Source organism: Nocardia sp. bgisy134, from assembly GCF_965341865.1.
Classification (GTDB): Bacteria; Actinomycetota; Actinomycetes; order Mycobacteriales; family Mycobacteriaceae; genus Nocardia.
On sequence record NZ_CBDQZP010000016.1, the window covers coordinates 16454 to 41551 of the forward strand.

Here is a 25098-nt window from a genome sequence, read left to right on the forward strand (position 1 = left end):
ACAGAGGAGGAGTGCACTGATGGCGCTGGACGCCGCACTCGAGCGCGACGAGGTGCTCGCGCTCATTCGCACCGCGCTGGACGAAGACCTGCGCTACGGACCGGACGTCACCACGATGGCGACCGTGCCCGCCGACGCGGCGGTGAAGGCCTCGGTGGTGTCCCGGCAGCCGGGCACCGTGGCAGGCATCGACGTGGGGCTGCTCGTGCTCGACGAGGTGATCGGGCCGGACGCCTACGAGATCACCGAGCGGGTGGCCGACGGGACGCGGGTGCACGCGGGCGACGTCGTGCTCGGCGTGGTCGCGCCGACCCGCGGTCTGCTCACCGCTGAGCGCACCATGCTGAACCTGCTGTGCCACCTGTCCGGCATCGCGACCGCCACCGCGGCCTGGGTGGACGAGGTCGAGGGCACCGGCTGCCGGATCCGCGACAGCCGCAAGACGCTGCCCGGCCTGCGCGGTCTGCAGAAGTACGCGGTCCGGGTCGGCGGCGGCGTGAACCACCGGATGGGACTCGGCGACGCGGCGCTGATCAAGGACAACCACGTCGTGGCGGCGGGCTCGGTAGTCGACGCGCTGCGCGCGGTGCGCGAGCTCGCTCCCGAGGTGCCGTGCGAGGTGGAGGTCGACAGTCTGGAACAGCTCGACGCCGTGCTCGCCGAGAACGTGGAACTGGTACTGCTGGACAACTTTCCGCTCTGGCAGACCCAGGCGGCCGTGCAGCGGCGCAATGCCGTGGCGCCGGAGACCGAGCTGGAGTCGTCGGGCGGCCTGAGCCTGGAGATGGCGGCGGATTACGCGCGCACGGGCGTGGACTATCTCGCGGTCGGCGCGCTGACCCACTCGGTGCGGGTGCTGGATCTGGGCCTGGACATGTAAGCACCGCGGCCGAGCCCACCACGGCGCGTCCGGCCTCGTTCTCGTCGGTGATCCGATCGGGAAGGGGGTCGGCATTCGTCGGCAAAAGGCGCAGACTGTTTCGTAGGACGGCTTGACGCTGTGCATCCGACTGCCCATTGTCACCGGGACACGGTGGCGCGCCGGCTAACGAGTGGAGGTCCGCAATGTCCATGTCATCGACGGTGGAAGCATGCCTGCGCGAAGCAGGCGTCGAATACGAAGTCGTGCGTCATCCGCACAGTTACACCAGCGCACACACCGCGTCGGTGGCCAACATCCCCGGTGATCGTCTCGCCAAGACGATCGTGCTCGAAGACGAGCAGGGCTACGTCGGCGCGGTGCTGCCATCCACCCATCACCTGCGGCTGTCGAAGCTCTGGTCGCAAACCGGACGCCATCTGGTGCTGGCCAAGGAGTCCGAGCTCCGCGAGGTCTTCAAGGACTGCGAGGTCGGTGCGATCCCGGCCGTCTGCACCGCGTACGGGGTGCGGACGCTGATGGACGAAAGCCTCACCACGGTGCCCGACGTCTATTTCGAGGCGGGCGATCACGAGGCGCTGGTCCACCTGCGCACGGATCAGTTCATGCGGTTGATGGAGCGAGCGGAGAAGGCGCACTTCTCGAAGAGCGGGAAGAGCAGCACCGAGGAACCCGCGGTGTGACACCGGGTCGAGCGGCCGCACCACGGATCGATGTCGTGAGCGCGGCGCCTTCGCCCCGGAGCGGAAGACACGCGCCCTGATCAGAGGGTGCGCACCATGGTTCGCTGATGCACGCGCGCGCCCCGATAGCGCAGACCGGGCACCAGCGGTTCCTTGCCGTGTGTGGCGAAGCCCCTCCGCTCGAAAAACCGTACGGCGCGGGTGTTCTCGACCGGGGGCCTGCCGGTGGCAGCCGGGGGAGCCAGCGGCCGCGGCGTGCTCGAGGAATCGAGCCATCAGCGCGTCCGCCGCGCCGGTGCCCCTGCCCTCCTCGGCCACGTCCGATGTGCAGGTGCGAGGGCCGGCGCGGGTCGGTGAACTCGCCCGCGGTCGGCAGGCGGCGCAGCTTCGCGCCGACCCGGCCGGTGCGCGTCAGCCTTCCAAGCTCGCCGTCAATCGGCGCAGCAGCGTCTCGAACTGCTCCAGGATCTCGGGCGGGTACTCGGCCAGGATCGCGTCCTGGCGTTCGTTGCACGGGCGGAAGAACTCGTCGGCCCGTTCCTTGACCTGTGCGCTGGTGCGCAGCGTCACCACGCGCCGGTCGGTGTGCTCGCGTGTGCGGGTGAGGTAGCCCGCGTCTTCCAGCCGGTTGAGCAGCGAACTCATCGCGCCCGAGGTCAACGCGATGCGCTTGCTCAGCTGGGCGGGCGAGATCGGCGTGCCGAGCACCTCGGCGGAGGTGATCTCCAGCAGGGCGAACGCGTCGGTGGAGTGCACGCCGAGGTCCGCGGCGAAGCGGCGGCCGAGCTCGGCGAAGCTCGCGCCGTAGGACAGCAGGCCGTCGGCGAGCCGTTCGCGTTGCGCCGCAGGGTCGTTCGGCACCGGCACTCCTTTCTCGATGGGCACTTGCCCGTGCCCGCACGGATTGACAACTTACCCCGCGGCGGAATAGCTTCATCATAAAGTAACTTGATGATGGAGGTAAATTGCCGACCGAAACCGAGACACCTTCCGCCCGGCGCTGGCTGGGGCTGATCGCCGTCGCCTTGGGTGTCGCCCTGATCGTCGTCGACCTGACCATCGTCAACGTGATCATCGCGCCGATCATCGACGACCTCGGCATCACCTCGATCGAGGCGCAGTGGATCCAGGAGTCCTACGCCATCGTGTTCGCGGCGCTGCTGCTGCTCACCGGGCGTCTCGCCGATCTGTACGGTGCGCGAAGGCTTTTCGTCATCGGGCTGGCGATCTTCGGGGTGACCAGCCTGCTGGCCGCCGCCTCGCCGACCGGGGTCGCGCTCATCGCGGCCCGCTTCCTGCAGGGCGTCGGCGGCGCCATGATCCTGCCGACCTCGCTGGCGTTGGTGAACTGGGGCTTCGCGGGGGAGGCACGCGCCAAGGCGTTCGCGATCTGGGGTTCGACCATCGGCGCGGCGGCCGCGGTCGGCCCGCTGCTGGGCGGCTGGCTGGCGGACTTCTCCTGGCGGTGGGCCTTCGGGATCAACATCCCGCTGGTGCTGGTGATCGTCGCGGCGGTGCTGCGCTTCCTGCCCGCCTCGCCGCGCGTCCGCGGGGGCGTCGACCTGCGTGGCGCGGCGCTGTCGGTGCTCGGGCTCGGGTTGCTGTCGTTCGCGTTGATCGAGGGGCGCCACTACGGGTGGGTGCGCACGATCGAGCCGCTGGTGATCGGTGAGGTGTCCTGGCGTGGCGGGCCGTCGCCGGTGCTCGTCGCCCTGCTCGGCGCGATCGGCGCGCTGGCGCTGTGCTGGCGCAGGCAGCGGCGCTTGGTGCGGACGGGCGGCGATCCTCTGCTGGACGTGCGCTTGTTCGCCGTTCCCTCGTTCCGCAACAGCAATGTCGTCACGATCGTCGTCGGCGTCGGCGAGTTCGGGATCATCGCGGTGCTGCCGCTGTGGCTGCAATTCACCCTCGGCTACACCGCTTTCCAGACCGGGCTGGCCCTGGCCGCGCTGGCGGTCGGCAGTTTCTGCGCCAGCGGGGCGAGTTTCTCGATGACCGCGTCGGCGATGGCGCAGGTGCGGATCGGCCTGCTGCTGGAGGCGGCGGGGCTGGCGCTGCTCGCGCTCGTCGCGGCGGCGGACACGCCCTGGTGGGCCATCGTGCTCGCCCTGTTCGTCTACGGCGTCGGCGTCGGCTTCGCCACCGCGCAGGTGACGAACGTGGTGCTCGCCGACGTGCCCGCCGAACACGCCGGACAAGGCTCGGGGATCCAGAGCGCGGCAAGGGAACTCGGCTCCGCCCTCGGCATAGCACTGCTCACCACGCTCTTCTTCAGCGTGCTCGGCGCCGAACTGCGCGACCGGCTCGCGGGCACACCCGGCGCCGACGAGCTGACCGCCGCCGTCACGGCCAGCGCCGGATCGGCGATCCCGGCGCTCGCGGGCGACCCCACCACCGCCTCGGTCGCCGAGGCCGCCCGCGCGGCCATGACCTCCGGCCTCGCGGCCGCGGCTTACGTCTGCGCGGGACTACTGATACTGGCCCTGGCCACCACCGCGTCCATCCAGCGACGCTCCGCGGGTCTCGCCCCGCGCGTCGCGGTAGACGAACGAGTCCGGGGCAGCAGTGGACAGGCCGAAGTACCCGCTGACCGACGCTAGCGAGTTCGGCTGCCCACCGCCCTGGCTGAGCTGCCACACATTTTCCATCCGCAGCACAGGCTCGTCGCCTCTGTGAGGTGTAGGCACGGTGTGTGGCATGGGCTGTTCCAGCGGGGTTGGGCTCGACCGGTCGGAGACTCGCTGAGCGTCAATGAAACCCTGCCGCACCGTTTGGCTGAGCTGCCTGAAACCCGCTGAGTCGACGACGGAGCCCACCGCCCTGGCTGAGCTGCCACACACTTTGCCTGCGCTGCGCGACGCCTTTGTGAGGCGTAGGCGGGGTGTGTGGCAGCGGCCTGTTCGAGGCGTGTGGAAGGTGTGTGTTGCCCCGGGTGGGGTTGTTTCGGGATGTGGTGGTCAGGCGGTGAGTTCGCGTTCCAGGGGGGTGCGGAAGCGGGGGATGGTGCGGATGTCGCCGAACCAGGTGGTCGTGCGGGCGGCTTCGGCTTCGATGCGGGCTTCGGCTTCGGCGCCGATGTCTTCCAGGAGTCGCCAGACGATCTCGCCGTCTTTGCGCTGAGCCCAGCCGCCGACGATGCGGCCGTTCCACCAGATGGTGGGGCCGATATTGCCGTTGCGGTCGAACAGGGCAGGGGCGTGCGGGCCGAGGTACCAGTCGCGGGACTGCCAGCCCATCGGCGTCGGGTCAAGGGCGGGCAGGAAGGCGGCCCAATCCTCGGGCGCCGCAACGGGTTCGAGGTCGTCGGCGAGGACGAGGCCGGGGGAGCCGTCCAAGTCGACCTCGGCGATGTCTAGACGAGCCAGCGCCTTGCGGACCTCGGCGAGGGTCCAGCCGGTCCACCATTTGAGGTCGGTGAGCGGGGCCGGACCGAAGGCGGCCAGCCACTGGCGCACCAGTTCGGCGCGCGCCTCGTCGGCGGGCAGCTCCGCCACGCCGTCGGGCAGCCAGGACTCCACCGGCGACCACAGGTACTGGCTACTGGCCCAGCTGCCGTTGGGTCGGCCGCGCACGATGCGGCCTTCGCAGCCCAGGGTGACCAGCACCCAGGTGGTGATGTTGGTCGGCTTCGAATACGCCTTGTCCGGTGCGGGATTCACCTGGGTGCGCAGCCGCGGCACGTCCTTGCCGAGCTGCGCGCCGGTGGCGGCGCCACGGGCCAGCAGCGCGCGATGGGTCTCCTCTTCGACCTCGGCCCACCAGTCCGCGACCTTCCCGTCCCCGAATCCGGCCTGTTCGAGGAAGCGTCCGTAGGTGCGGCGCTGCTTGTCCGCCAACGCGTTCGCGCAGGAGGCCTGGAGCACCGGAACCAGTTCGACGGGCGCGACGAACATCGTCCGGCGCATCGCCAGCATGCGCAGCAGCGTCCGGTGCTCGTACAGTTCCCGCTCCACGTCCGCGGGCGTCGCCCGGTGGCTGCGCGCGCCGAGGGAGAGGAACACCGTCGCCGGGTCGGTGGCGTGCAAGACCACCAGCGACCTGGCGATACTCGTGACGTCGTCGGTGCGGTGCGTGTCCGCCAGCCGGTGCCGCACCCCCAGTCGCGCGCGCCGCTCGGCGGCATCTATCGAACGCATAGGCGAATACTAGCCACCGGCTCCGACATCCGACCGTCGCGACGACATGGTGGCCGATGCCGTCACGGCCTCACCCGGCGCCGCGGCGCCAACCGATAGAGCGGGCTCGGCCGGTGTCGGCGTCGCGCGGCGCAGCGCCGATTCCGACAGCGCACAGGCCGCTGCGACCGTCGCGCGGCCGAATCGCGAGGACAGAGCCTCAGAGCCCGAACCGGCTCGGATCCACTCGCAGCGCCTGGCAGGCCTCCCGCACCGCCGCGATCTCGGCCTGGTCGAAGGACCCGTCGGCATTGCCGATCATGATGCCGATCTGCACCACGGCCTCGGCCTCGGTCTGCTTGCCCGCCGCCTTGCCGATCTGTTGCATGACGTGGGCGCGGCCGAAGGCCGGATCGGCGGTGAGTCGATGGCAGTTGTCGTCGAAGAGCGCGCGCAGCTCGTCGGCGGGGAAGTTGTTCAACACCGGATCGGCGCAGATGAGCCCCGCGACCCGCATCCGCTCGTCCGGATCGATGGTCCCGTCGGCGGCGGCGACCAGAGCACACATGCCCATCGCCGCGTCGCGGAAGGAGCCGCCGCGCAGTTCGTTCTTCTTGGCCAGCAGCTGCTTTCGCCACTGCGGGGCCTTGTCCACCACGTCCATCAGCCGACTGACGGTGTGCGCGTTGGAGATCAGCTTGTTGATGAAGGACATGGACGAACTCCCGGAAAGAGGGCCCGGCCGCCGCGGACCCGCGCGGCGCCGAACTCCGACTGGAACGATCGGCACCGTAGCAGACCCCGCGGCGGGAGGACGCCCTTCCGAAAGTTGTTCGGTCGCCGGTCGTTCGCGGGTCCTGCGCCGGGTGTGGGCATCGCGCAGGCCGCCGGTCACGACCTGACGCACAGCGGTGTCGCGCCCAGCGGCGTGGCATCATTCCGAAGACGAGGCGCGGATACGGAGTGCTTGCGGTGTGCTGCCTGCTGTGGGGCGCGACGGTCCTTGCGCCGCCGTCGGTTTCGGCCGAACCCGGCTGCCGGGGCGGAATCGATGTGCGCGCAGTGGCGCTGCCAGTGGACGGTGAGGAGGCCACCGGCCGGGTCCAAGAGCCGTATCGCTGCGTGCCCGGCGATCTGCCGCCACGCGACCTGGTCGTCGCGATGCACGGCCACGACGGCTCCTCGGCCGACCACGCCGACTACCTCACCGCCATCGCCTGCCGCACCGGCGCGCCCTTCCTGTCCATGAACTTGCGCAGCGCCACCAGTGTGTGGCGCACCGGGGAATGGAACCTGTGGGCGGGCTGGCGCGACCTGGTGGCCGCGACCCAGTGGTATCGCGCGGAACCGGTGGAGGGGCCGGACCGCGACTATGTCGTCGACGTGGCGCGCGGCATCGTGACCGCGCCGCCCGCGCCCGCGAACGCCACCTGCGCCGCCTGAGATCGCGGCCTGCCGGAACAGTTCCCGCCTCGATCCAGTTGTTCGGAACGACATCGACAAGAGAGGCGTGAGATGAGCAAGCCAGCGGAGCCGGCGTACCACTGGAACGGAGCGGACCTGGATCTGGACGCCTACCTGGCGCGGATCGGCTTCGACGGTGAACGCGCCCCCACCCTCGCGACACTGCGCGAGCTCGTTCGCCTGCACACCACCTCCATTCCGTTCGAGAACCTGGAGCCGGTGCTCGGCCGCCCGATCCCGCTGGACCTGGCCACCCTGCAGGACAAGCTGGTGCGCGGGCGCCGCGGCGGCTACTGCTATGAGAACGTCGGGCTCTTCGCCGCCGCGCTGGAACGACTCGGTTTCGGCGTGACCGGACTCAGCGGCCGGGTGACCATGGGGTCCGGCGGGTTGCGTCCCTCGACGCACGCCCTGCTGCGGGTGACGACCGCGGACGACGAGCGCGTCTGGATCTGCGACGTCGGATTCGGCTCCGGTCCGCTCGAGCCCTACGAACTGGTCGAGCGGGAGGCGGAGTTCTCCTTGGGGCAGTGGCGATTCCGGCTGGAACGCACGACGGGCGAGCTGGACGCCGACGTGTGGGTGCTGCACCAGTTCGGGCGCGACGGCTGGATCGACCGCTACACCTTCACGACCGAACCGCAGTACCGCATCGATTTCGAGGTGGGCAACCACTTCGTCTCCACCTCGCCGCGCTCGCCGTTCACCACGCGCCCGTTCGTCCAGCGCTTCCTGCCCGACGTGCACCACGTGCTCGACGGCCTGACCCTGATCACCGAACGTCCCGACGGATCGAGCGAGACCCGTGAACTGGAGCCGAGCGAACTGCCCAAGATCCTGTCGAAGGTCTTCGACATCGAGCTCGACCCGGCCGACGTCATCGCGGTGAGCGCCGCGCCCTGGCTCGACCGCTGACCGCGACACCGGCTCCGCGGATACGCCGCGCCGACGGACGATTTCGGTACCGTCGGCGGGGTGCGCATCCACCGGAGGCTCCTGTTCCTGTCCGCGGCACCCGTGCTCGTCCTGGCCGGGTGCAGTTCCGGGCCTGAGCAGCCGGACACCGTGGCCGGGCAGTTCGCCGATGCGCTGAACAGCGACGACGTCGCCGCGGCCGCCGCGCTGACCGACGATCCCGGCAAGGCGGCCGACACGCTGAACCAGCTCTACGACGGCCTCGGCAAGGACGTCGTTTTCGAGGTGCGCTCGACCGACGAGAACCGTTTCACCTTGGCCGCCACCTGGCGGCTGGGCAAAGGCGGCAAGGACGAGTGGAGTTACACCACCGTCGGTGAGGCGACCGAGAACGGCGACTGGAAGATCCGCTGGGATCCGGCCACCGTGGCACCCGGCCTCGCCGCGGGCCCGCTGACCTACGGACCCGCCTACGCCGAACCCGCCCGGGTCCTCGACGGGGCGGGCGGCAACCTGATGACCGAGCAGATCGTCACCCTGGTGAACCTCGCGCCCGGCGCGGACACGGCGGCCGTCGCAGCCCTGGTCGGCCCGCTCGCGCCGGGCATCACCGCGCAGTCCCTGCGGGCGGAACTGGCCGCCGCGCAGGGCAAACCGATCACCGCGATCACGCTGCGCGCCGCCGACATCGCCCCGATCAACGACGCGCTGGCCGCGGTGCCCGGCGTCACCCTCGCCCCGCAGACCCGGCTGCTGACCACCGACAAGGCCCTGTCCTCGCCCACCCTGTCCGGCCTCACCGAACTGTGGCAGCAGAACGCGGACGCGGCGGCGGGCTGGGCCGTGCGGGCAAAGACGCCCAACGGCACCGAACGCATCGCGGGACAGGACCCGCGCCAGACCACCGACATCGCCACCACGCTCGACGTCGGATTACAGCGCGCCGCAGAGGACGCCCTGGCTCCGATCGGGCAGCCCGCCGCGATCGTCGCGCTGCAACCGTCCACCGGCAATGTGCTGGCCATGGCACAGAACGCCGCCGCCGACGCGCAGGGACCGATCGCGCTGACCGGCCTCTACCCGCCGGGTTCGACCTTCAAGACGGTGACCGTCTCGGCCGCGCTGCAGGCGGGCGACGCGACGCCGGACAGCGTGCTCCCGTGCCCAGGCACCGCGGACATCGAGGGCCGCCGGATTCCCAACGACGACAAGTTCGACCTCGGCCGGGTCCCGCTGCACACCGCCTTCGCCCGCTCTTGCAACACCACCATGGGCATGCTGGGCGTGAAGCTACCGCCGGACGGGCTGACGAACGCGGCCGCGCAACTCGGCCTCGGCATCGACTACGTCACACCCGGCCTGACCACGGTCACCGGCCAGGTGCCCGCTGCCGACACCGCGGCCGAGCGCGTCGAGTCCAGCATCGGTCAAGGGCAGGTGACGGCCTCGCCGTTCGGGATGGCGCTGGTGGCCGCCTCCATCGCGCACGGGTCGGCGCCCGCGCCGACCCTGGTGCAGGGCAGGCCGGGGACGGCCGACCGGCAGCCGGAGCCGCTGCCCGGCACCGTCGACGACCAGCTGAAAGCCATGATGCGCGAGACCGTCACCGGCGGCACCGCCACCCAGCTGCGTGACATCCCCGGGCTGCTCGGCAAGACCGGCACCGCGGAGTACATCGACGACACCCACGCGCACGGCTGGTTCGTCAGCATCGACGGTGACCTGGCGTTCGCGGTGTTCGTCAGCGACGCGGGCAGCTCGGCCCCCGCGGTGAACGCCGCGGGACGGATGTTGCGCGCGCGGTGATCTTTCGGCGTTCTCGCACCATACGCGCCGCTCCGCCGTCGCTCCGGCGTGCGCGAAACTGCCTGCGCCCGTACTATCGACCGGTTCCGGCGATTTGGGCGGCGGATATATCCCGGCTGGCGCGGACCGCGCTCCGCACGCCCGCTACACTCGTCGGCGGGCCGCGTCAGCGGTCAATATGCGGGATGTCACGATTTCGAGAAGGTTCGGAGTAGGCGCCATCGATACCGGTCAGTTGATCGCGGAGCATTACCGCCTGGTCGAGCGGATTGGTAGCGGCGGCACAGGTGTCGTCTGGCGTGCCACCGACGAGCGACTCCGGCGTTCCGTGGCGATCAAGCAGATCCACATTAAAGCGAGCCTGCCGGAGGCCGAACGCGAAGTCACGCGCCAGCGCGCGATCCGCGAGGCCCGCAACGCCGCGCGGTTCCAGCACCCGAACGCGATCGTGGTGTTCGACATCACCGAACACGAGGGCGACCCGTGCCTGGTGATGGAGTACCTGAAGTCGCGCAGTCTGGCCGCGGTGCTCTCCGCGCAGGGCACGCTGCCGCTGACTCAGGTCGCACGCATCGGCGAGCAGGTCGCCTCGGCGCTGATCGCCGCGCATCAGGCGAGCATCGTGCACCGCGACGTGAAGCCGGGCAACATATTGCTCGACGACCACGGCACGGTCAAAATCACCGATTTCGGCATCTCCCGCGCCGCAGGCGACGTCACGCTCACCGAGACCGGCTTGATCTGCGGTACCGCCGCCTACCTCGCTCCCGAGGTGGCCCGCGGCTCCGACCCGACCCCGGCCGCCGACGTGTTCTCCCTCGGCGCCACGCTGTTTCACGCGCTGGAGGGCGAACCGCCCTACGGCGCGAGCGCGAATCCGCTCGCGGTGCTCTACGCCGCGGCCAACGGTCAGGTCAGCGAGCCGCGAAACGCGGGGCAGGCCACCGACTTCCTGCTCGCGCTGCTGAATCCGGACCCCCAGGAACGGCCGAGCATGCGCGTCGCGCGCGACACGCTGGCCGCCTTCGCCGACTCCGCCGCGGTGCCCGCCGGATTCGTCCCGGCCAGTGAGGCTTTCGCGCGCCAGTCCGCTTCGGATGCGGCGACGCGGGCGCTGCGCACCCCGGTGCCCCAGCCCACGTACCAGCCGACCGAACGGCACGTCCGCCCGCTGCCGCCGCCGCAGCACGCCGCCGCGCACCCGAACACGGCCGCGCACCCCAGGACCGCGGCCCAGCCGCGTCCGGCGTCCTCCTCGGGCGGCAAGCGGCGCGCGGTGCTCATCGGCGGTGTCGTCGGCGCGGTGGTCGCCGTGGCCGCGCTGCTGATCGGCAGCCTGAACCAGTCGGAGTCGAACTCGCCCTCGGCGCAGGCGACTCCGCCATCGGCGAGCGCCACGGCCACCGGCGGCGCCACCACGACGGCCCCGGCGCTGGGCCGCACGCCGAGCGCGGGCACCGTCGAATGGGGACCGGCCGGTCAGCTGATCGTGAACTTCTACAACAACCCGGGCGGGTCCTGGTCGCTGCTCACCCCGGCGGCGCAGAAGGCCTACGGCGGGGAACAGGCGTTCCGCGAGTACTGGGGTTCGCGCATCGTCGACACGTTCTCCGGCATCAACGCCGCCTCCGGCTCCAACAATCCCGACGGCTCGGTGGACATGCGGCTGGCCAATCTCACGGTGGAGGGCGAGTCCAAGGGGCTGGTGCTGCGGGTCGTCGACGGCGGCGGTCGCCTGCTGATCGACAGCGAAACCCGCTGAGCCGCGGGCGGCGTCGGAGTCGCCGCGAGGAGTCGCAATGGCCACGGCGGCAGTGCCGCCGTTAGTCTTTCGTCATGGAGATCAGGGGGATGCTGGCCGCGGAACGCGCCGAGCTCGTCGAGTTGCTGCGCGACCTGCGCGCGGAGGACTGGGAGACGCCGTCGCTGTGCGCGGGGTGGTCGGTCCGTGATGTGGTCGGGCATCTGCTGTACGACACGATCGCCCCGCTGACCTACGGTGGCGTCGTCGTCCGGTGCGGGTTCTCCATCGATCGGGTGAACGGCCGACTGGTCGACAAGGCGCGGGCGCTGTCCACCGCCCAGCTGATCGACATGTTCGAGAACGCCGCCGGGACGTTGTCGCGATTCGGCCCCGCCCTGGTGCTGGCCGACCTGTTCGTGCACCAGCAGGACATTCGCCGCCCGCTCGGCCGCCCCCGCACGATCCCGGCCGACCGGTTGCGCCGCGCGCTCGAACACCCCGACCCGTTCGTCCGTCCGGGACACCGCAGCAACGGACTGCGGCTCGTGGCCACGGACCTGGACTGGGCCAGTGGCAGCGGGCCCGAGGTGCGCGGTCGCGCCGAGGCGCTGGCGCTCGCCGTCGTCGGACGCACGCAGGTGCTCGACGAACTCGAAGGCGAGGGAGTCGCCGAGCTGCGCCGCCGCTGCGGGTGATCACTGGACCGTCCGCGTGTGCGGGAAGAAGACGTCCGGCGGCGTCCACTAGGCTGGTAGCGGCAACTTTCCTGTTGTGACCAGCTGGAGACAAGGATCGACACCGACATGACATCCCGCATCGAGCTCGCCCGCGTCGATTTGCGCGGTCGTACTCCTTCCGCTGCCGAGCTGCGCTCCGCGCTGCCGCGCGGGGGAGTCGACGTGGACTCGGTGCTGCATCAGGTGCGGCCGGTGGTGGAGGCGGTCCGGGAACATGGTGTCTCGGCGGCGCTCGAGTTCGGCGAGCGGTTCGACGGTGTGATTCCCGCGACCGTGCGCGTCCCCGCCGCCGAACTGGTGAAGGCGCTCGACGAGCTGGATCCCGCGGTGCGCGCCGCGCTGGAGGAGTCGATCGCGCGGGCCCGCGCGGTGCACGCCGATCAGCGCCGCACCGACACCACGACCCAGGTGGTGCCCGGCGGCACCGTCACCGAACGCTGGGTGCCCGTGGAGCGGGTCGGGTTGTACGTGCCCGGCGGCAACGCCGTCTACCCGTCCAGCGTGGTGATGAACGTGGTGCCCGCCCAGACCGCGGGCGTCGGTTCGCTGGTGGTGGCCTCGCCGCCGCAGGCCCAGTTCGGCGGGCTGCCGCACCCGACCATCCTGGCGGCCGCGCAGCTGCTCGGCGTCGAGGAGGTGTGGGCGGTCGGCGGCGCGCAGGCTGTCGCGCTGCTCACCTATGGCGGCGTCGACACCGACGGCGCGGAGCTCGAGCCGGTGGACCTGATCACCGGTCCCGGCAACATCTACGTGACCGCCGCCAAGCGGCTGTGCCGCGGCCTGGTCGGCATCGACGCCGAGGCCGGTCCCACCGAGATCGCCATCCTGGCCGACGCCACCGCCGATCCGGCGCACGTGGCGGCCGACCTGATCAGCCAGGCCGAGCACGACGTGCTCGCGGCCAGCGTGCTCGTCACCGACAGCGCCGAGCTGGCCGACGCGGTGGACGCCGCGCTGAGCGCCCAGATGACCGTGGTCAAGCACGCGCACCGGGTGCGAGAGGCGTTGACCGGCAAGCAGTCCGGCACCGTCCTCGTCGACGACATCGAGCAGGGCCTGCGCGTGGTGAACGCCTACGCGGCCGAGCACCTGGAGATCCAGACCGCCGACGCGGCCGCGGTCGCGGGCCGGGTGCGCAGCGCGGGCGCGGTGTTCGTCGGGCCGTACGCGCCGGTCAGCCTCGGCGACTACTGCGCGGGCTCGAATCACGTGCTGCCCACCGCGGGCTGCGCGCGCCACTCCTCCGGTCTGAGCGTGCAGACCTTCCTGCGCGGCATCCACGTCGTCGAGTACACCGAGGCGGCGCTGAAGGATGTGGCCGGGCACGTGGTCGCGCTCGCCAACGCCGAGGATCTGCCCGCGCACGGCCAGGCCGTCACGGTGCGATTCGAGACGCTGTCATGACCGGTCAGCTCACCGCGCCCGGGTCGTCCATCGGGCTGGACGACCTGCCGCTGCGCGAGAATCTGCGCGGCAAGAAGCCTTACGGCGCACCGCAATTGAACGTTCCGGTGCAGCTGAACACCAACGAGAACCCGCATCCGCCGAGCCGCGCGCTCGTCGACGACGTCGCCGAGTCCATTCGCGCCGCCGCCGCCGACCTGCACCGCTACCCGGACCGTGACGCGGTGGCGTTGCGCACCGACCTGGCGGCCTACCTCAGCCGCCAGACCGGGTTCGCGGTCGACACCGCGAACGTCTGGGCCGCCAACGGTTCCAACGAGATCCTGCAGCAGCTGTTACAGGCCTTCGGCGGACCCGGCCGCAGCGCACTGGGTTTCGTGCCCTCCTACTCGATGCACCCGATCATCTCCGAGGGCATCGACACCGAGTGGGTCGAGGCCGAGCGCAATGCCGATTTCTCGCTCGACATCGACTACGCGCTGGCGGCGATCGCCGAACGCAAGCCGGACGTGGTCTTCGTGACCAGCCCGAACAACCCCACCGGACACAGCATCCCGCAGGACGACCTGGTCCGGATCCTCGACGCGGCGCCCGGCATCGTGGTGGTCGACGAGGCGTACGGCGAATTCTCCGCGGCGCCGAGCGCGATCGCGCTGATCGACCGGTTCCCGGCCAAGCTGGTGGTGAGCCGCACCATGAGCAAGGCGTTCGCCTTCGCCGGTGGCCGCCTCGGCTACCTGGTCGCCGCGCCCGCGGTGATCGACGCCATGTTGCTGGTGCGGCTGCCCTACCACCTGTCGGTGGTCACCCAGGCCGCCGCGCGCGCGGCCCTGCGGCACGCGGACGAAACCCTCGGCAGCGTCGCGGAATTGGCGGCCCAGCGCGACCGGGTCGCGTCCGCGTTGCGCGAGATGGGCTTCGACGTGGTGCCGAGCGACGCCAACTTCGTGCTGTTCGGCCGGTTCGCCGACGCCGCGCACGCCTGGCAGCGGTACCTGGACCGCGGCGTGCTCATCCGCGACGTCGGCATTCCCGGCTATCTGCGCGCGACCATCGGCTTGGCCGCCGAGAACGACGAGTTCCTGCGCGTCAGCAGGGAATTGGTCGGCACCGAGCTCACGCCCCGATGAACCCCGTGGAGGAAGCACCGATGAACAGGACCGCGCGGGTCGAGCGCATCACCAAGGAATCCAGCATCGTCGTCGAACTGGATCTGGACGGCACCGGCAAGACCGAGATCTCCACCGGCGTCCCGTTCTACGACCACATGCTCACCGCGCTGGGCGCGCACGCCAGCTTCGACCTGACCGTGCGCGCCGAGGGCGATATCGAGATCGAGGCGCACCACACGGTGGAGGACACCGCCATCGTGTTCGGGCAGGCGCTCGGCAAGGCGCTGGGCGACAAGTCCGGCATCCGGCGCTTCGGCGACGCCTTCATCCCGATGGACGAGACCCTCGCGCACGCGGCGGTCGACGTGTCGGGGCGGCCGTACTGCGTGCACACCGGCGAACCGGAACACCTGCTGCACGCGGTGATTCCGGGCAGTCCCGTGCGCGGCCGCTCGGAACCGGGCGCGCCGTATTCGACCGTGCTCAACCGGCATGTCTTCGAGTCGATCGCGCTCAACGCCCGCATTGCGCTGCATGTGCGGGTGCTCTACGGCCGCGATCAGCACCACATCACCGAGGCCGAGTTCAAGGCCGTGGCGCGGGCGCTGCGGGCCGCCGTCGAACTCGACCCCCGGGTGAGCGGCGTGCCGTCGACGAAGGGAACGCTGTGACAACGAAATCCGTCGCCCTGCTCGACTACGGCTCCGGCAACCTGCACTCCGCCGAGCGGGCGCTGGTCCGGGCGGGGGCGCGCGTCGAGGTGACCGCCGACCCGCAGATCGCGCTGGCCGCAGACGGTCTCGTGGTGCCCGGTGTCGGGGCGTTCGCGGCCTGCATGGCGGGACTGCGCGAAGTGCGTGGCGAGCGCATCATCGGCCAGCGCCTGGCGGGTGGTCGTCCGGTGCTCGGCATCTGCGTCGGCATGCAGATCCTGTTCGAGCGCGGCGTCGAGTTCGGCGTGGAGACCGACGGGTGCGCCGAATGGCCCGGCGTGGTGGAGCGGTTGTCCGCGCCGGTGCTGCCGCACATGGGCTGGAACACCGTGTCGGCCCCGTCCGACAGCGTGCTGTTCAAGGGCATGGACGCAGACACCCGGTTCTACTTCGTCCACTCCTACGCCGCACAGACCTGGGATCTCCCCCCGAGCGAGCACTTCGCCTCCCCGAAGCTCACCTGGGCCGAGCACGGCGTCCCGTTCCTCGCCGCGGTCGAGAACGGCGCCCTGTCCGCCACCCAGTTCCACCCGGAGAAGTCCGGCGACGCGGGCGCCCACCTCCTGCGCAACTGGATCGACTCCCTCTGAACCACGCCCGGCCGATCGGACCGCGTGCCCTCCGGCATGCGGTCCGATCGGCGCTGGGCGTGCAATTCTCAGCGAAACCCCGGCCTGTCGACTTCCCGGCCACCATTTCTCTCCGTCGATAGTCGAACGGTGGTCGAGCCAGATCGACGGTAGTCGAATGGCCTAGAAGCGAGTGCCGATCGCCCACTGCGGTGTGCTCTGGACCCGGGAGAGCCTCCACCCCTCCGCAGTCCGCACAGCGTCGAACTGGTAGATCTCGCCGAGCGTGTATTTCGGCTCGGTGAGCGTGCCCTCGACCACCGGCGCGAAGGTGGCCAGCAGGTTGGCGCGTACGGCGGCGGCGTCGCCGCGCAGGTCGACGATCACGTTGCTGATGAAGTGCTGAATCTTCTTGTCGGCGGAGTGACTTCGCCCGGCCTGCGCGATCATCGCGGCGACGCCCTGTGCGGTGCCGCCGGGCGTGGTGGCGCTGGCGTCGGCGGTGTAGATCTCCCGGAAGTCCTCGAAGGTCCCGTCGTCCAGGGTGCGGCCGAGGCGGTCGACCAGCGCGCTGATCTGGTTGCGGTCCACCAGTTCTCGGATTTCCCGCCGCTCGACGTCGTCGGCGGCGGCGGTGGACGAGCAAGCGGCCAGCGCCGCGATCGGCAGCAGGGCGAGCGGGAGGACGAGGCGGATCTTCTTCATGGCAATGGCCTTTCGAACTATATGTTGGTCTCTCCAACGTTGGTGAAGCCAACGATAACAAACGTGGGTCGCGCCAACAAGTGGGTTGCTAGATTGGTGCCATGGAGATCGCGCACGACGGCGCCGCGGGCAGGCTGCGCGCACTGCCCACCCGGCTGATCAACCAGGTGGCCCTGGTGGCCGACCGGGCGACGGAACGGGCACTGGAGGACACCGGATCGCGCAGGCACCACTACGCCCTGCTCGCGACGCTGCGCGAGTTCGGTCCCGCGAGCCAAGCCGATCTCGGCCGCCGCACCCGCATCGACCGCAGCGACATCGTCGCGGCCCTCAACGACCTGGCCGACCGCGGTTTCGTGGAACGCAGCCCCGACCCGGGCGATCGCCGCCGCAACATCGTCACCCTCACCCGCCCCGGCGCGCGCCATCTCGACGATCTGGACGTGCGCCTGGACACCGCCCAGGACGAGCTGCTCGCCGCGCTCTCCGCCGCCGAGCGCCGCCAGCTGGTCGGTCTGCTCGCTCGCATACTGGATGATCACTCGCGATCCTGACCCGCACCGCGTTTCCGCAGGCCGGAGGTGGGGCGCGGGGAGCGGGCGACTATGCTGCTCGGAGTGAGTCTTGTGCTACTACCTGCCGTCGATGTCGCCAATGGAGAGGCCGTGCGCCTGGTGCAGGGGGAGGCGGGCAGTGAGACCAGCTACGGCTCGCCTCGCGACGCCGCACTGGCTTGGCAGGAGGCGGGCGCCGAGTGGGTGCACCTGGTCGATCTGGACGCGGCGTTCGGCCGCGGCTCCAACCGTGAACTGCTCGCCGAGGTGATCGGCGAACTCGACGTGCAGGTCGAGCTGTCCGGCGGCATCCGTGACGACGACTCCCTCGAGGCGGCGCTTGCCACCGGCTGCGCCCGCGTCAACCTGGGCACCGCCGCGATGGAGGACCCGGTGTGGTGCGCCCGCGCCATCGCCAAGCACGGCGAGCGCATCGCGGTCGGCCTCGACGTGCGCATCATCGACGGCGAACACCGGCTGCGCGGCCGCGGTTGGGTCAGCGACGGCGGCGACCTGTGGGAGGTGCTCGAGCGCCTGGAGCGCGACGGCTGCTCGCGCTACGTGGTCACCGACGTCACCAAGGACGGCACGCTGACCGGCCCGAACCTGGACCTGCTTCGTGACGTGTGCGCGGCCACCGACGCGCCGGTGATCGCCTCCGGTGGCGTGTCCACCGTCGAGGACCTGGTCGCCATCTCCGGGCTGGTTCCCGAGGGCGTCGAGGGCGCGATCGTCGGCAAGGCGCTGTACGCGGGCCGGTTCACCCTCCCCGAGGCGCTGGCCGCGGTGCGCTGATACCGAAACCGATGGCTGCCAACCCGATCGCAGAGCTTCCCGAGCTGCTCGCCGTCGCGAGCGAGATCCTCGACGACTCCAGTGCGCGTTTCGTCGAGGGTCTCGGCGCGCCGAGCGCGGTCACCAAGGGCCGCAACGATTTCGCCACCGAACTCGACTTGGAGCTGGAACGCACCATCTCCGAGGGCCTGGCCTCGCGCACCGGAATCGAGGTGCACGGCGAGGAATTCGGCGGTCCGCAGCTCACCTCGGGCACGGCGTGGGTGCTCGACCCGATCGACGGCACCTTCAACTACTCCTCGGGTCATCCGCTCTCGGGCATGCTGCTCGCGCTGGTGCGCGACGGCGAACCGGTGCTCGGGCTGACCTGGTTGCCGATCCTCGGCCAGCGCTACGCCGCGGTGCGCGGCGGGCCGGTGCTGCTCAATGGCAAACCGCTGGCGCCGCTGCCGCCCGCGAAACTGGCCGACTCGATGATCGGATTCGGCGCGTTCAACGTCGATTCCGCGGGCCGCATCCCCGGCCGCTTCCGATTCGATCTGCTCGGTCCGCTGAGCAGGCTCTCCTCCCGGGTGCGGATGCACGGGTCCACCGGCATCGACCTGGCCTTCACCGCCGCCGGGGTGCTGGGCGGCGCGATCGTGTTCGGCCACCATGCGTGGGACAACGCGGCGGGCGTCGCGCTGGTCCGCGCCGCGGGCGGCGTGGTGACCGACCTGGCGGGCGAGCCGTGGACCATCACCTCCGGGTCGGTGCTCGCGGCGGCGCCGGGGGTGCACGAAGAACTGCTCGAGATGATCTGCACGGTCGCCGATCCGTCGACCGCCGAGGAAGGATGAGCCGATGACGTTGGCCGTACGCGTGATTCCGTGTCTCGACGTGGACGCGGGCCGGGTGGTCAAGGGCGTCAACTTCGAGAACCTGCGCGACGCGGGCGATCCCGTCGAGCTGGCCGCGACCTACGACGCCCAGGGCGCCGACGAACTGACGTTCCTCGACGTCACCGCCTCCACCGGCGACCGCGGCACCATGATCGACGTGGTGACCCGCACCGCCGAGCAGATCTTCATCCCGCTCACCGTCGGCGGCGGCGTGCGCACCGTCGAGGACGTGGACCGGCTGCTGCGCGCGGGCGCGGACAAGGTCTCGGTGAACACCGCGGCGATCGCCCGTCCCGAGGTGCTGCGGGAGATGTCCGAGCGATTCGGTTCGCAGTGCATCGTGCTCTCGGTGGACGCGAGGACCGTGCCCGACGGCGAGCCCGACACCACCTCCGGCTGGGAGGTCACCACGCACGGCGGCAAGCGGGGCACCGGCATCGACGCCATCGAATGGGCGATGCGCGGCGCCGAATTGGGCGTCGGCGAGATCCTGTTGAACTCGATGGACGCCGACGGCACCAAGACCGGTTTCGACCTGCCGATGATCCGCGCGGTCCGGGCCGCCGTCTCGGTTCCCGTGATCGCCAGCGGCGGCGCCGGGGCCGTCGAGCACTTCGCCCCCGCGGTGCAGGCGGGCGCCGACGCCGTGCTCGCGGCGAGCGTCTTCCACTTCGGCGACCTCACCATCGGACAGGTCAAGGATGCCATGCGCGCGGAGAACATCGTCGTTCGCTGATTCCGCGGCCACGCCGATCGGGTGCTGGCGGGAATCGGCCGGGCCGGAATCGCCTCGCGGCCGCGTGGGTTGGCCGAGCCATGAGCATCGGTGTGGCACGACGACATTCCGTCCTATCGGCGGATCGTCGAACTGTCCGGGGCGCGGCGTGCGGCGGATCTGGTCGTCATCGGCGACGAGGCCGTGATCGCTTCGCGCGTCGCGGAATACTTCGACGCAGGCGCGACCGACGTGATCTTCACGCAGACGGATCTGACCACGCCGGAGGACCAGCGGCGCACCTGGGAGGTCCTCGGAGCGCTGCGCCGCACGCGCCGGACCGACGCGGCGACGGCCCTGTTATAACGGTGGCATGACACTCGACCCCGCCATCGCCGCCCGTCTCAAGCGCAACGACGCGGGTCTGGTGGCCGCCGTCGCGCAGGAACGCGGCACCGGCGATGTGCTGATGGTCGCCTGGATGGACGACGAAGCCCTGGCCCGCACGCTGGAATCCCGCAAGGCGACCTACTATTCGCGCTCGCGGCAGCAGTACTGGGTCAAGGGCGAGACCTCCGGCCACACCCAGTACGTGCACGAGGTGCGGCTGGATTGCGACGGCGACACCGTGCTGCTCGTCGTGGACCAGGAGGGCGCGGCGTGCCACACCGGGACCCACACCTGCTTCGATTCCGACCTGCTGCTCGGCGAACCCTGAACGACGCTGCCGGACGTAGTCCGTCCGAAGACCGCGCATGGCCGGAGCGAAGGCGGAGGTACGCCCTGATCGGCACGGCCGGACGCGCGCTCAGTCGCTCGACCGGTCGCCTCGCGCGGCGCCGTCGACGCTCGGCGCGAGCCGGCTCACCGCCTCGGGGAGGCGCTGGGCGAGGATCTCGCTGAGGTCGGCCAGTTGGTCCTTCTGGGTGGCGTCCAGTTCGTCGAACACCAAGCGCCGCACCGCGTCCAGATATCCCGGCGCCGCCTCGACGACCTTGAGGTAACCGTCGTCGGTGAGCACCGCCTGCACGCCGCGCCGGCCCACCGTTGCCGAGCGCTGGGCCCAGCCCAGCCGCTCCAGCTTCGACACCACGTGCGACAAGCGTGATAGCGATGCATTTGCTTTGTGGGCAAGCTCACTCATTTGGAGTCGATGCCCCGGTTCCTCGGAAAGCAAGGTCAAAACCCAGTACTCGAAATGCGTGACCCCGGATTCACGCTGCAATTGGGTGTCCAAGGCGCTCGGCAGCCGCGTCATCAGCGCCACGACCGCACGCCATGCCCGTTGTTCCACGGGATCCAGCCACTTCGTCACTATGCGCCTTCTTTCGAGCCAAGTGACGTGGGTAGTTAGGGAGCCTATTGATCAGTGAAAAAGCAAATTCACAGTCACTCGCGTGCAACGAGTTTGCCACGACTTCGCTCGGCGGTCATACGGATCCTCGATGTCGTGAGTTCATTCACAAATGGTGGTGGCGTGTCGATGTCGTGTCCCGCGCGGCGGGCGTCGGGGCGGCGGCGGGTGGCGCGGAGGCGATCTGCTGGGCGGCCTTCTTGCGGCGCATCTGTCGGCGCACCACGAAGAACACCACACCGGAGAAGACCAGCGCCGCAATGATCGCGCCGGCGAGACAGGCGCCGCGGAACGCAGGCGCGTCCACGTCGAGGACGCGCTCGCCCGCGTGCGCGGCGCTGCTGTTGCCGAGCACGATGGACAGCGTCATCAGATTCGGTATCGCCAGCAGCACGGCAAGTACCACCGCGGCGCCCGCCAGGAACTTGCCCGCCCGTTTGCGCCACATCAGCACCGCGAAAAGCAACAGCAACAGCGGAACGATGGTGCACACCGCGCCGAAGAAGAATCCCCAGCCGATGCCCTTGCTGAAGCTGCCGCTCACCATTTCGGCGATCCGCTGCGCCCACCAGCGCGGAATGAACGCGGCCAGGACCAGATAGGTGACGAAGAGGACCACGACGAGCACCACGCCGCCGATGATCCGATTGCGCCAGACTGTCGCGCTGGATTTGCCGTCCGGCCGAACCTCGCTCGAAGTCATGGTTTCAGCGTAGGTCGACCGGACGGTCTCGGTACCGCAGCGCGGTCGGCGTTTCGCCTCGTCAGCGCTTCCCGACGAGGCGGAGCGGGGTTTCGCCTAGCGGACCCGTTCGCGCAGGAAGCTCAGCGCCTCGTCGGCGTGCGCGTTGGCCCGCAACTCGCTGGCGATCACCGCGAGCACGGTGCGGTCGGTGTCGATGACAAAGGTCTGCCGCTTCACCGGCGCGAGCTTGCCGAGCAGGCCGCGCTTGACCCCGAACTGCGCGGCGACCGCGCCGTCGGTGTCGGAGAGCAGCGGATAACCGAGGCCCTGTTTGGCGGCGAAACCCGCCTGGGTGTCCACCGCGTCGGTGCTGATGCCGACGCAGGAGGCGCCGAGCGCGGCGAACTCCGCGGACAGGTCCCGGAAGTGGCAGGCCTCGGCGGTGCATATCGGGGTGTTCGCACCCGGGTAGAAGAACAGCACCAGTGGTCCGTCGGCGAGCAACTCGTCGAGGGAGCGGAGGGTGCCGGACTGGTCGGGGAGCTCGAACTGCGGGGCGCTCTGGCCTTTCTGCATAGCAGGGACAGTACCGGGCGTACTGGACGCTCGGTACCGTCCGATCGGACGCTGCGCGCTTGCCGACCGGGCCCGAGGCGGCCTTGCACCGGGCCGGGCGCAGCGCGGGTGTCCGCCCTGGGATGATGGAGTAATGCCTGGCGCGTCCACTCCCACCACCACGACCCGCGAACAGTTCCATCTGCTCGCCGCGGAGCATCGGGTGGTCCCCGTGACCCGAAAGGTGCTGGCGGACTCCGAAACTCCGCTGTCGGCCTATCGCAAGCTGGCCGCCGATCGGGCTGGCACCTTCTTGTTCGAGTCCGCCGAGACCGGACGGTCCTGGTCGCGCTGGTCGTTCATCGGCGCGGGCAGCCCGTCGGCGCTCACCGTGGTCGACGGCGAGGCGGCGTGGCTCGGCCACATCCCCGTAGACGCCCCGTCGGGCGGCGATCCGCTGGTCGCGCTGCGCGAGACGTTGCAGCTGCTGCAGACCGAGCGGTTGCCGGGCCTGCCGCCCCTCACCGGCGGCATGGTCGGTTATCTCGGCTACGACGCGGTGCGCCGGATCGAGCGCCTGCCCTCCTCGGCCGTCGACGATCTCCAGCTGCCCGAGATGGTGCTGCTGCTCGCGACCGATCTGGCCGCCTTCGATCACCACGAGGGCGCCATCACGCTGATCGCCAACGCCGTGAACTGGAACGGCACGTCCGACCGCGTCGACGAGGCCTACGACGACGCGGTCGCCCGCCTGGACCGGATGACCGAAGCGCTGGCCGCTCCTGCCGCGTCCACCGTCTCGGTCTTCGACCAGCCCGAGCCGCAGTACCGCAGGCAGCGCACCTCCGACGAGTTCGGCGCCGGCGTACGCAGGCTGGTCAAGGAGATCGAGGCGGGCGAGGCGTTCCAGGTCGTGCTCTCCCAGCGGTTCGAGATGGACTATCGCGGCGAGGCGATCGACCTGTACCGGATGCTGCGGGCCTCCAACCCGAGCCCGTACATGTACCTGATCCACGTCCCCGACGGCGAGGGCGGCACGGCCTTCTCGATCGTCGGCTCCAGCCCGGAATCGCTGGTGACCGTGAAGGAAGGCGTGGCCACCACGCACCCGATCGCGGGCACCCGCTGGCGCGGCGCCACCGAGGAGGACGACCTGCTGCTGGAGAAGGGGCTGCTGGCCGACGAGAAGGAAAACGCCGAGCACCTGATGCTCGTCGACCTCGGCCGCAACGACCTCGGGCGGGTCTGCCAGCCGGGCACGGTGCGCGTCACCGAGTACCGGCACATCGAGCGCTACAGCCATGTCATGCACCTGGTGTCCACGGTGTCGGGACGGCTGAAGCCGGGCAAGGTCGCCTTGGACGCGGTGAGCGCGTGCTTCCCCGCGGGGACCCTGTCGGGCGCGCCGAAGGTCCGGGCGATGGAGCTCATCGAGGAACTGGAGCAGACCCGGCGCGGCGTCTACGGCGGCGTCGTGGGCTACCTCGACTTCGCGGGCGACGCCGACACCGCGATCGCCATTCGCACCGCCCTGCTCAAGGACGGCATCGCCTACGTCCAAGCGGGCGCGGGCGTGGTCGCCGATTCCGATCCGGACTACGAGGACGTGGAATCGCGCAACAAGGCGATGGCGGTGCTGAAGGCCGTCGCCGCCGCCCAGACCGTGCGCGCCTACGGCGCCGACCTATCGGCGGATCCGGGCGGCGTCCGATGACCGGCGCGGAATCGGAACGAGATCAGCGCGCCTCGGCGGAGACCGGCGAGTCCCCGGCCGCCGAGGCGGTCGCGCCCGTTCGCCGCGCCGAGGGGCGCAGGTATCCGATCGGGGCCATCGTGCTGCTGGCGCTGGCCGCGGCGCTGATGTGGGGCTCCTCGCGACTGACCTGGGTGACGGTGTCGTCCTCGGACGGACTCACCGAACCGCGCACCGACGAACTGAACGGCGGCGTCTGGTTCGGCGCGCTCACCCCGCTGGCGCTGGTGCTGCTGGCGGCCATCGCCGCGCTGCTGGCCACCAAGGGATGGCTGCGGCGGATGGTCGGCGTGCTCGTCACGCTCGTCGCGGCGGTGACCGCGGTGCCCGCCTTCGCGCTGCTCACCGGTCAGGGCGCGACCGAGGAACGCGCCGCCGCGCTGGCCGAGCTGCCGGGCCGCGCCACGGTCACCGAGGTGACCACCGCGCCGTTGCCCGCGGTCCTCACGATGGCCGCGGCACTCGCCGCGTTCGCGGCGGGCGTGTTGCTGGCGCGGATGCCGAGGGAGTCGGGCAGGCTCTCCGGCAAGTACGAGAGCCCGGTGGTGCGCCGCGAGGCCGCCACCGAGGAAGTGACCAAACAACGCGCCGCGGACACCTCGGGGCAACTCTCGGAACGGGTGCTGTGGGACGCGCTGGACGCGGGTACCGACCCGACCGACGACACGCCGGGCGCGGTATCGAATTCCCATAACGGCAGGGTGCCGGATTCGCGGAACGGCACGAGGCCTGCCGCGGGCGACGGAGCCGAGCCCGATTCCGGCGAGTCGAACTCACATGACCGGGCGGTGGACGGTGGTGCGGGCTGACGTGACCGCCCACACCGCGCCCCGTGGGTTCCCCGCGCGGCGTGACCGCCGGTCGGCCGCTGAGCTGAACCCCGGCCGCAAGACAAGAGGTACAGCCATTTATTCTTTGTCAGCATCGGTGAGACAGCGCCTGGGGGGATTCTCAGGCAG

27 protein-coding genes are annotated in these 25098 nt (G+C 70.5%); 20 read left to right on the forward strand and 7 right to left on the reverse strand.

The features are described from left to right. Positions 1-19: 19 nt before the first annotated feature. Together nadC and ACRWNM_RS25660 are read left to right on the forward strand one after the other, a co-directional pair. Positions 20-880 carry a carboxylating nicotinate-nucleotide diphosphorylase gene (nadC, locus tag ACRWNM_RS25655; RefSeq protein ID WP_431970654.1) on the forward strand — a complete coding sequence of 287 codons (861 nt, stop codon included), beginning with the start codon at positions 20-22 and terminating at the stop codon, positions 878-880. A gap of 185 nt (positions 881-1065) precedes the next feature. Continuing rightward, entirely contained in the window at positions 1066-1563 is a 498-nt protein-coding gene (locus ACRWNM_RS25660) for an aminoacyl-tRNA deacylase (protein ID WP_431970655.1), read from the forward strand. A 411-nt stretch (positions 1564-1974) separates the two neighbouring features. Here ACRWNM_RS25660 and ACRWNM_RS25665 read toward each other — a convergent pair whose 3' ends face one another. Next, complete coding sequence (locus ACRWNM_RS25665; protein ID WP_431970656.1) at positions 1975-2424, reverse strand: MarR family winged helix-turn-helix transcriptional regulator; 450 nt, start codon at positions 2422-2424, stop codon at positions 1975-1977. Between the two features lie 104 nt (positions 2425-2528). Between ACRWNM_RS25665 and ACRWNM_RS25670 the strand changes: the two genes are divergently transcribed. Continuing rightward, positions 2529-4163 (forward strand): DHA2 family efflux MFS transporter permease subunit, encoded by a 1635-nt coding sequence (locus ACRWNM_RS25670; RefSeq protein ID WP_431970657.1) that lies wholly within the window; start codon positions 2529-2531, stop codon positions 4161-4163. Between the two features lie 357 nt (positions 4164-4520). On the opposite strand, the gene ACRWNM_RS25675 is transcribed toward ACRWNM_RS25670, so the two are convergent. Together ACRWNM_RS25675 and ACRWNM_RS25680 are read right to left on the reverse strand one after the other, a co-directional pair. Next, positions 4521-5699 (reverse strand): winged helix DNA-binding domain-containing protein, encoded by a 1179-nt coding sequence (locus ACRWNM_RS25675; protein WP_431970658.1) that lies wholly within the window; start codon positions 5697-5699, stop codon positions 4521-4523. Positions 5700-5898: 199 nt separating this feature from the next. After that, positions 5899-6393: a tellurite resistance TerB family protein gene (locus tag ACRWNM_RS25680; protein WP_431970659.1), complete on the reverse strand. Its 495-nt coding sequence runs from the start codon at positions 6391-6393 to the stop codon at positions 5899-5901. Positions 6394-6740: 347 nt separating this feature from the next. Between ACRWNM_RS25680 and ACRWNM_RS25685 the strand changes: the two genes are divergently transcribed. From ACRWNM_RS25685 to hisH, 9 genes are all read left to right on the forward strand, one after another. Then, complete coding sequence (locus ACRWNM_RS25685) at positions 6741-7121, forward strand: hypothetical protein (RefSeq protein ID WP_431970660.1); 381 nt, start codon at positions 6741-6743, stop codon at positions 7119-7121. Positions 7122-7193: 72 nt separating this feature from the next. Then, a complete protein-coding gene (locus ACRWNM_RS25690; RefSeq protein WP_431970661.1) occupies positions 7194-8057 on the forward strand; it encodes an arylamine N-acetyltransferase family protein in 864 nt (287 codons plus the stop codon). Between the two features lie 60 nt (positions 8058-8117). Further along, positions 8118-9863, forward strand: coding sequence for a penicillin-binding transpeptidase domain-containing protein (locus ACRWNM_RS25695; RefSeq protein WP_431970662.1), 1746 nt, complete (start codon positions 8118-8120; stop codon positions 9861-9863). 235 nt (positions 9864-10098) lie between these two features. After that, positions 10099-11625, forward strand: a complete 1527-nt coding sequence (locus ACRWNM_RS25700; protein ID WP_431970663.1) for a protein kinase domain-containing protein — start codon at positions 10099-10101, stop codon at positions 11623-11625. A gap of 74 nt (positions 11626-11699) precedes the next feature. Continuing rightward, entirely contained in the window at positions 11700-12302 is a 603-nt protein-coding gene (locus ACRWNM_RS25705; protein WP_431970664.1) for a maleylpyruvate isomerase family mycothiol-dependent enzyme, read from the forward strand. Between the two features lie 108 nt (positions 12303-12410). After that, entirely contained in the window at positions 12411-13748 is a 1338-nt protein-coding gene (gene hisD / locus ACRWNM_RS25710) for a histidinol dehydrogenase (RefSeq protein WP_357410261.1), read from the forward strand. Then, positions 13745-14878 (forward strand): histidinol-phosphate transaminase, encoded by a 1134-nt coding sequence (locus ACRWNM_RS25715; RefSeq protein WP_431970665.1) that lies wholly within the window; start codon positions 13745-13747, stop codon positions 14876-14878. The genes hisD and ACRWNM_RS25715 overlap by 4 nt, the downstream gene beginning before the upstream one ends. A 20-nt stretch (positions 14879-14898) precedes the next feature. Continuing rightward, positions 14899-15531: an imidazoleglycerol-phosphate dehydratase HisB gene (gene hisB, locus ACRWNM_RS25720; protein WP_431970666.1), complete on the forward strand. Its 633-nt coding sequence runs from the start codon at positions 14899-14901 to the stop codon at positions 15529-15531. Then, positions 15528-16163, forward strand: coding sequence for an imidazole glycerol phosphate synthase subunit HisH (gene hisH / locus ACRWNM_RS25725; protein WP_355004130.1), 636 nt, complete (start codon positions 15528-15530; stop codon positions 16161-16163). The genes hisB and hisH overlap by 4 nt, the downstream gene beginning before the upstream one ends. Before the next feature lie 162 nt (positions 16164-16325). Here the strand turns inward: hisH and ACRWNM_RS25730 are convergent, their stop codons facing one another. Next, positions 16326-16847, reverse strand: a complete 522-nt coding sequence (locus ACRWNM_RS25730; protein ID WP_431970667.1) for a nuclear transport factor 2 family protein — start codon at positions 16845-16847, stop codon at positions 16326-16328. Between the two features lie 101 nt (positions 16848-16948). Here ACRWNM_RS25730 and ACRWNM_RS25735 point away from each other — a divergent pair, with 101 nt between their 5' ends. From ACRWNM_RS25735 to hisI, 6 genes are all read left to right on the forward strand, one after another. Continuing rightward, positions 16949-17401 carry a MarR family winged helix-turn-helix transcriptional regulator gene (locus ACRWNM_RS25735; RefSeq protein WP_431970668.1) on the forward strand — a complete coding sequence of 151 codons (453 nt, stop codon included), beginning with the start codon at positions 16949-16951 and terminating at the stop codon, positions 17399-17401. A 63-nt stretch (positions 17402-17464) separates the two neighbouring features. Beyond that, positions 17465-18196: a bifunctional 1-(5-phosphoribosyl)-5-((5-phosphoribosylamino)methylideneamino)imidazole-4-carboxamide isomerase/phosphoribosylanthranilate isomerase PriA gene (priA, locus tag ACRWNM_RS25740; protein ID WP_431970669.1), complete on the forward strand. Its 732-nt coding sequence runs from the start codon at positions 17465-17467 to the stop codon at positions 18194-18196. A gap of 11 nt (positions 18197-18207) precedes the next feature. Further along, positions 18208-19035, forward strand: coding sequence for an inositol monophosphatase family protein (locus ACRWNM_RS25745; protein WP_431970670.1), 828 nt, complete (start codon positions 18208-18210; stop codon positions 19033-19035). Positions 19036-19039: 4 nt separating this feature from the next. After that, positions 19040-19813: an imidazole glycerol phosphate synthase subunit HisF gene (hisF, locus tag ACRWNM_RS25750; protein ID WP_431970671.1), complete on the forward strand. Its 774-nt coding sequence runs from the start codon at positions 19040-19042 to the stop codon at positions 19811-19813. A 90-nt stretch (positions 19814-19903) separates the two neighbouring features. Next, positions 19904-20158 (forward strand): hypothetical protein, encoded by a 255-nt coding sequence (locus ACRWNM_RS25755; protein ID WP_431970672.1) that lies wholly within the window; start codon positions 19904-19906, stop codon positions 20156-20158. 7 nt (positions 20159-20165) lie between these two features. After that, the gene (gene hisI, locus ACRWNM_RS25760; protein ID WP_431970673.1) at positions 20166-20510 is read left to right on the forward strand and encodes a phosphoribosyl-AMP cyclohydrolase; all 345 of its coding nucleotides are present in this window, start codon (positions 20166-20168) and stop codon (positions 20508-20510) included. 90 nt (positions 20511-20600) lie between these two features. On the opposite strand, the gene ACRWNM_RS25765 is transcribed toward hisI, so the two are convergent. From ACRWNM_RS25765 to ACRWNM_RS25775, 3 genes are all read right to left on the reverse strand, one after another. Continuing rightward, positions 20601-21050, reverse strand: coding sequence for a MarR family winged helix-turn-helix transcriptional regulator (locus ACRWNM_RS25765; RefSeq protein WP_431970820.1), 450 nt, complete (start codon positions 21048-21050; stop codon positions 20601-20603). 202 nt (positions 21051-21252) lie between these two features. Continuing rightward, positions 21253-21849, reverse strand: a complete 597-nt coding sequence (locus tag ACRWNM_RS25770; RefSeq protein WP_431970674.1) for a permease — start codon at positions 21847-21849, stop codon at positions 21253-21255. A 96-nt stretch (positions 21850-21945) separates the two neighbouring features. Further along, positions 21946-22407 (reverse strand): peroxiredoxin, encoded by a 462-nt coding sequence (locus tag ACRWNM_RS25775; protein ID WP_431970675.1) that lies wholly within the window; start codon positions 22405-22407, stop codon positions 21946-21948. Positions 22408-22540: 133 nt separating this feature from the next. Between ACRWNM_RS25775 and ACRWNM_RS25780 the strand changes: the two genes are divergently transcribed. Continuing rightward, positions 22541-24100: an anthranilate synthase component I gene (locus ACRWNM_RS25780; RefSeq protein WP_431970676.1), complete on the forward strand. Its 1560-nt coding sequence runs from the start codon at positions 22541-22543 to the stop codon at positions 24098-24100. Next, a complete protein-coding gene (locus tag ACRWNM_RS25785) occupies positions 24097-24948 on the forward strand; it encodes a TIGR02234 family membrane protein (protein ID WP_431970677.1) in 852 nt (283 codons plus the stop codon). The genes ACRWNM_RS25780 and ACRWNM_RS25785 overlap by 4 nt, the downstream gene beginning before the upstream one ends. Positions 24949-25098: the final 150 nt, after the last annotated feature.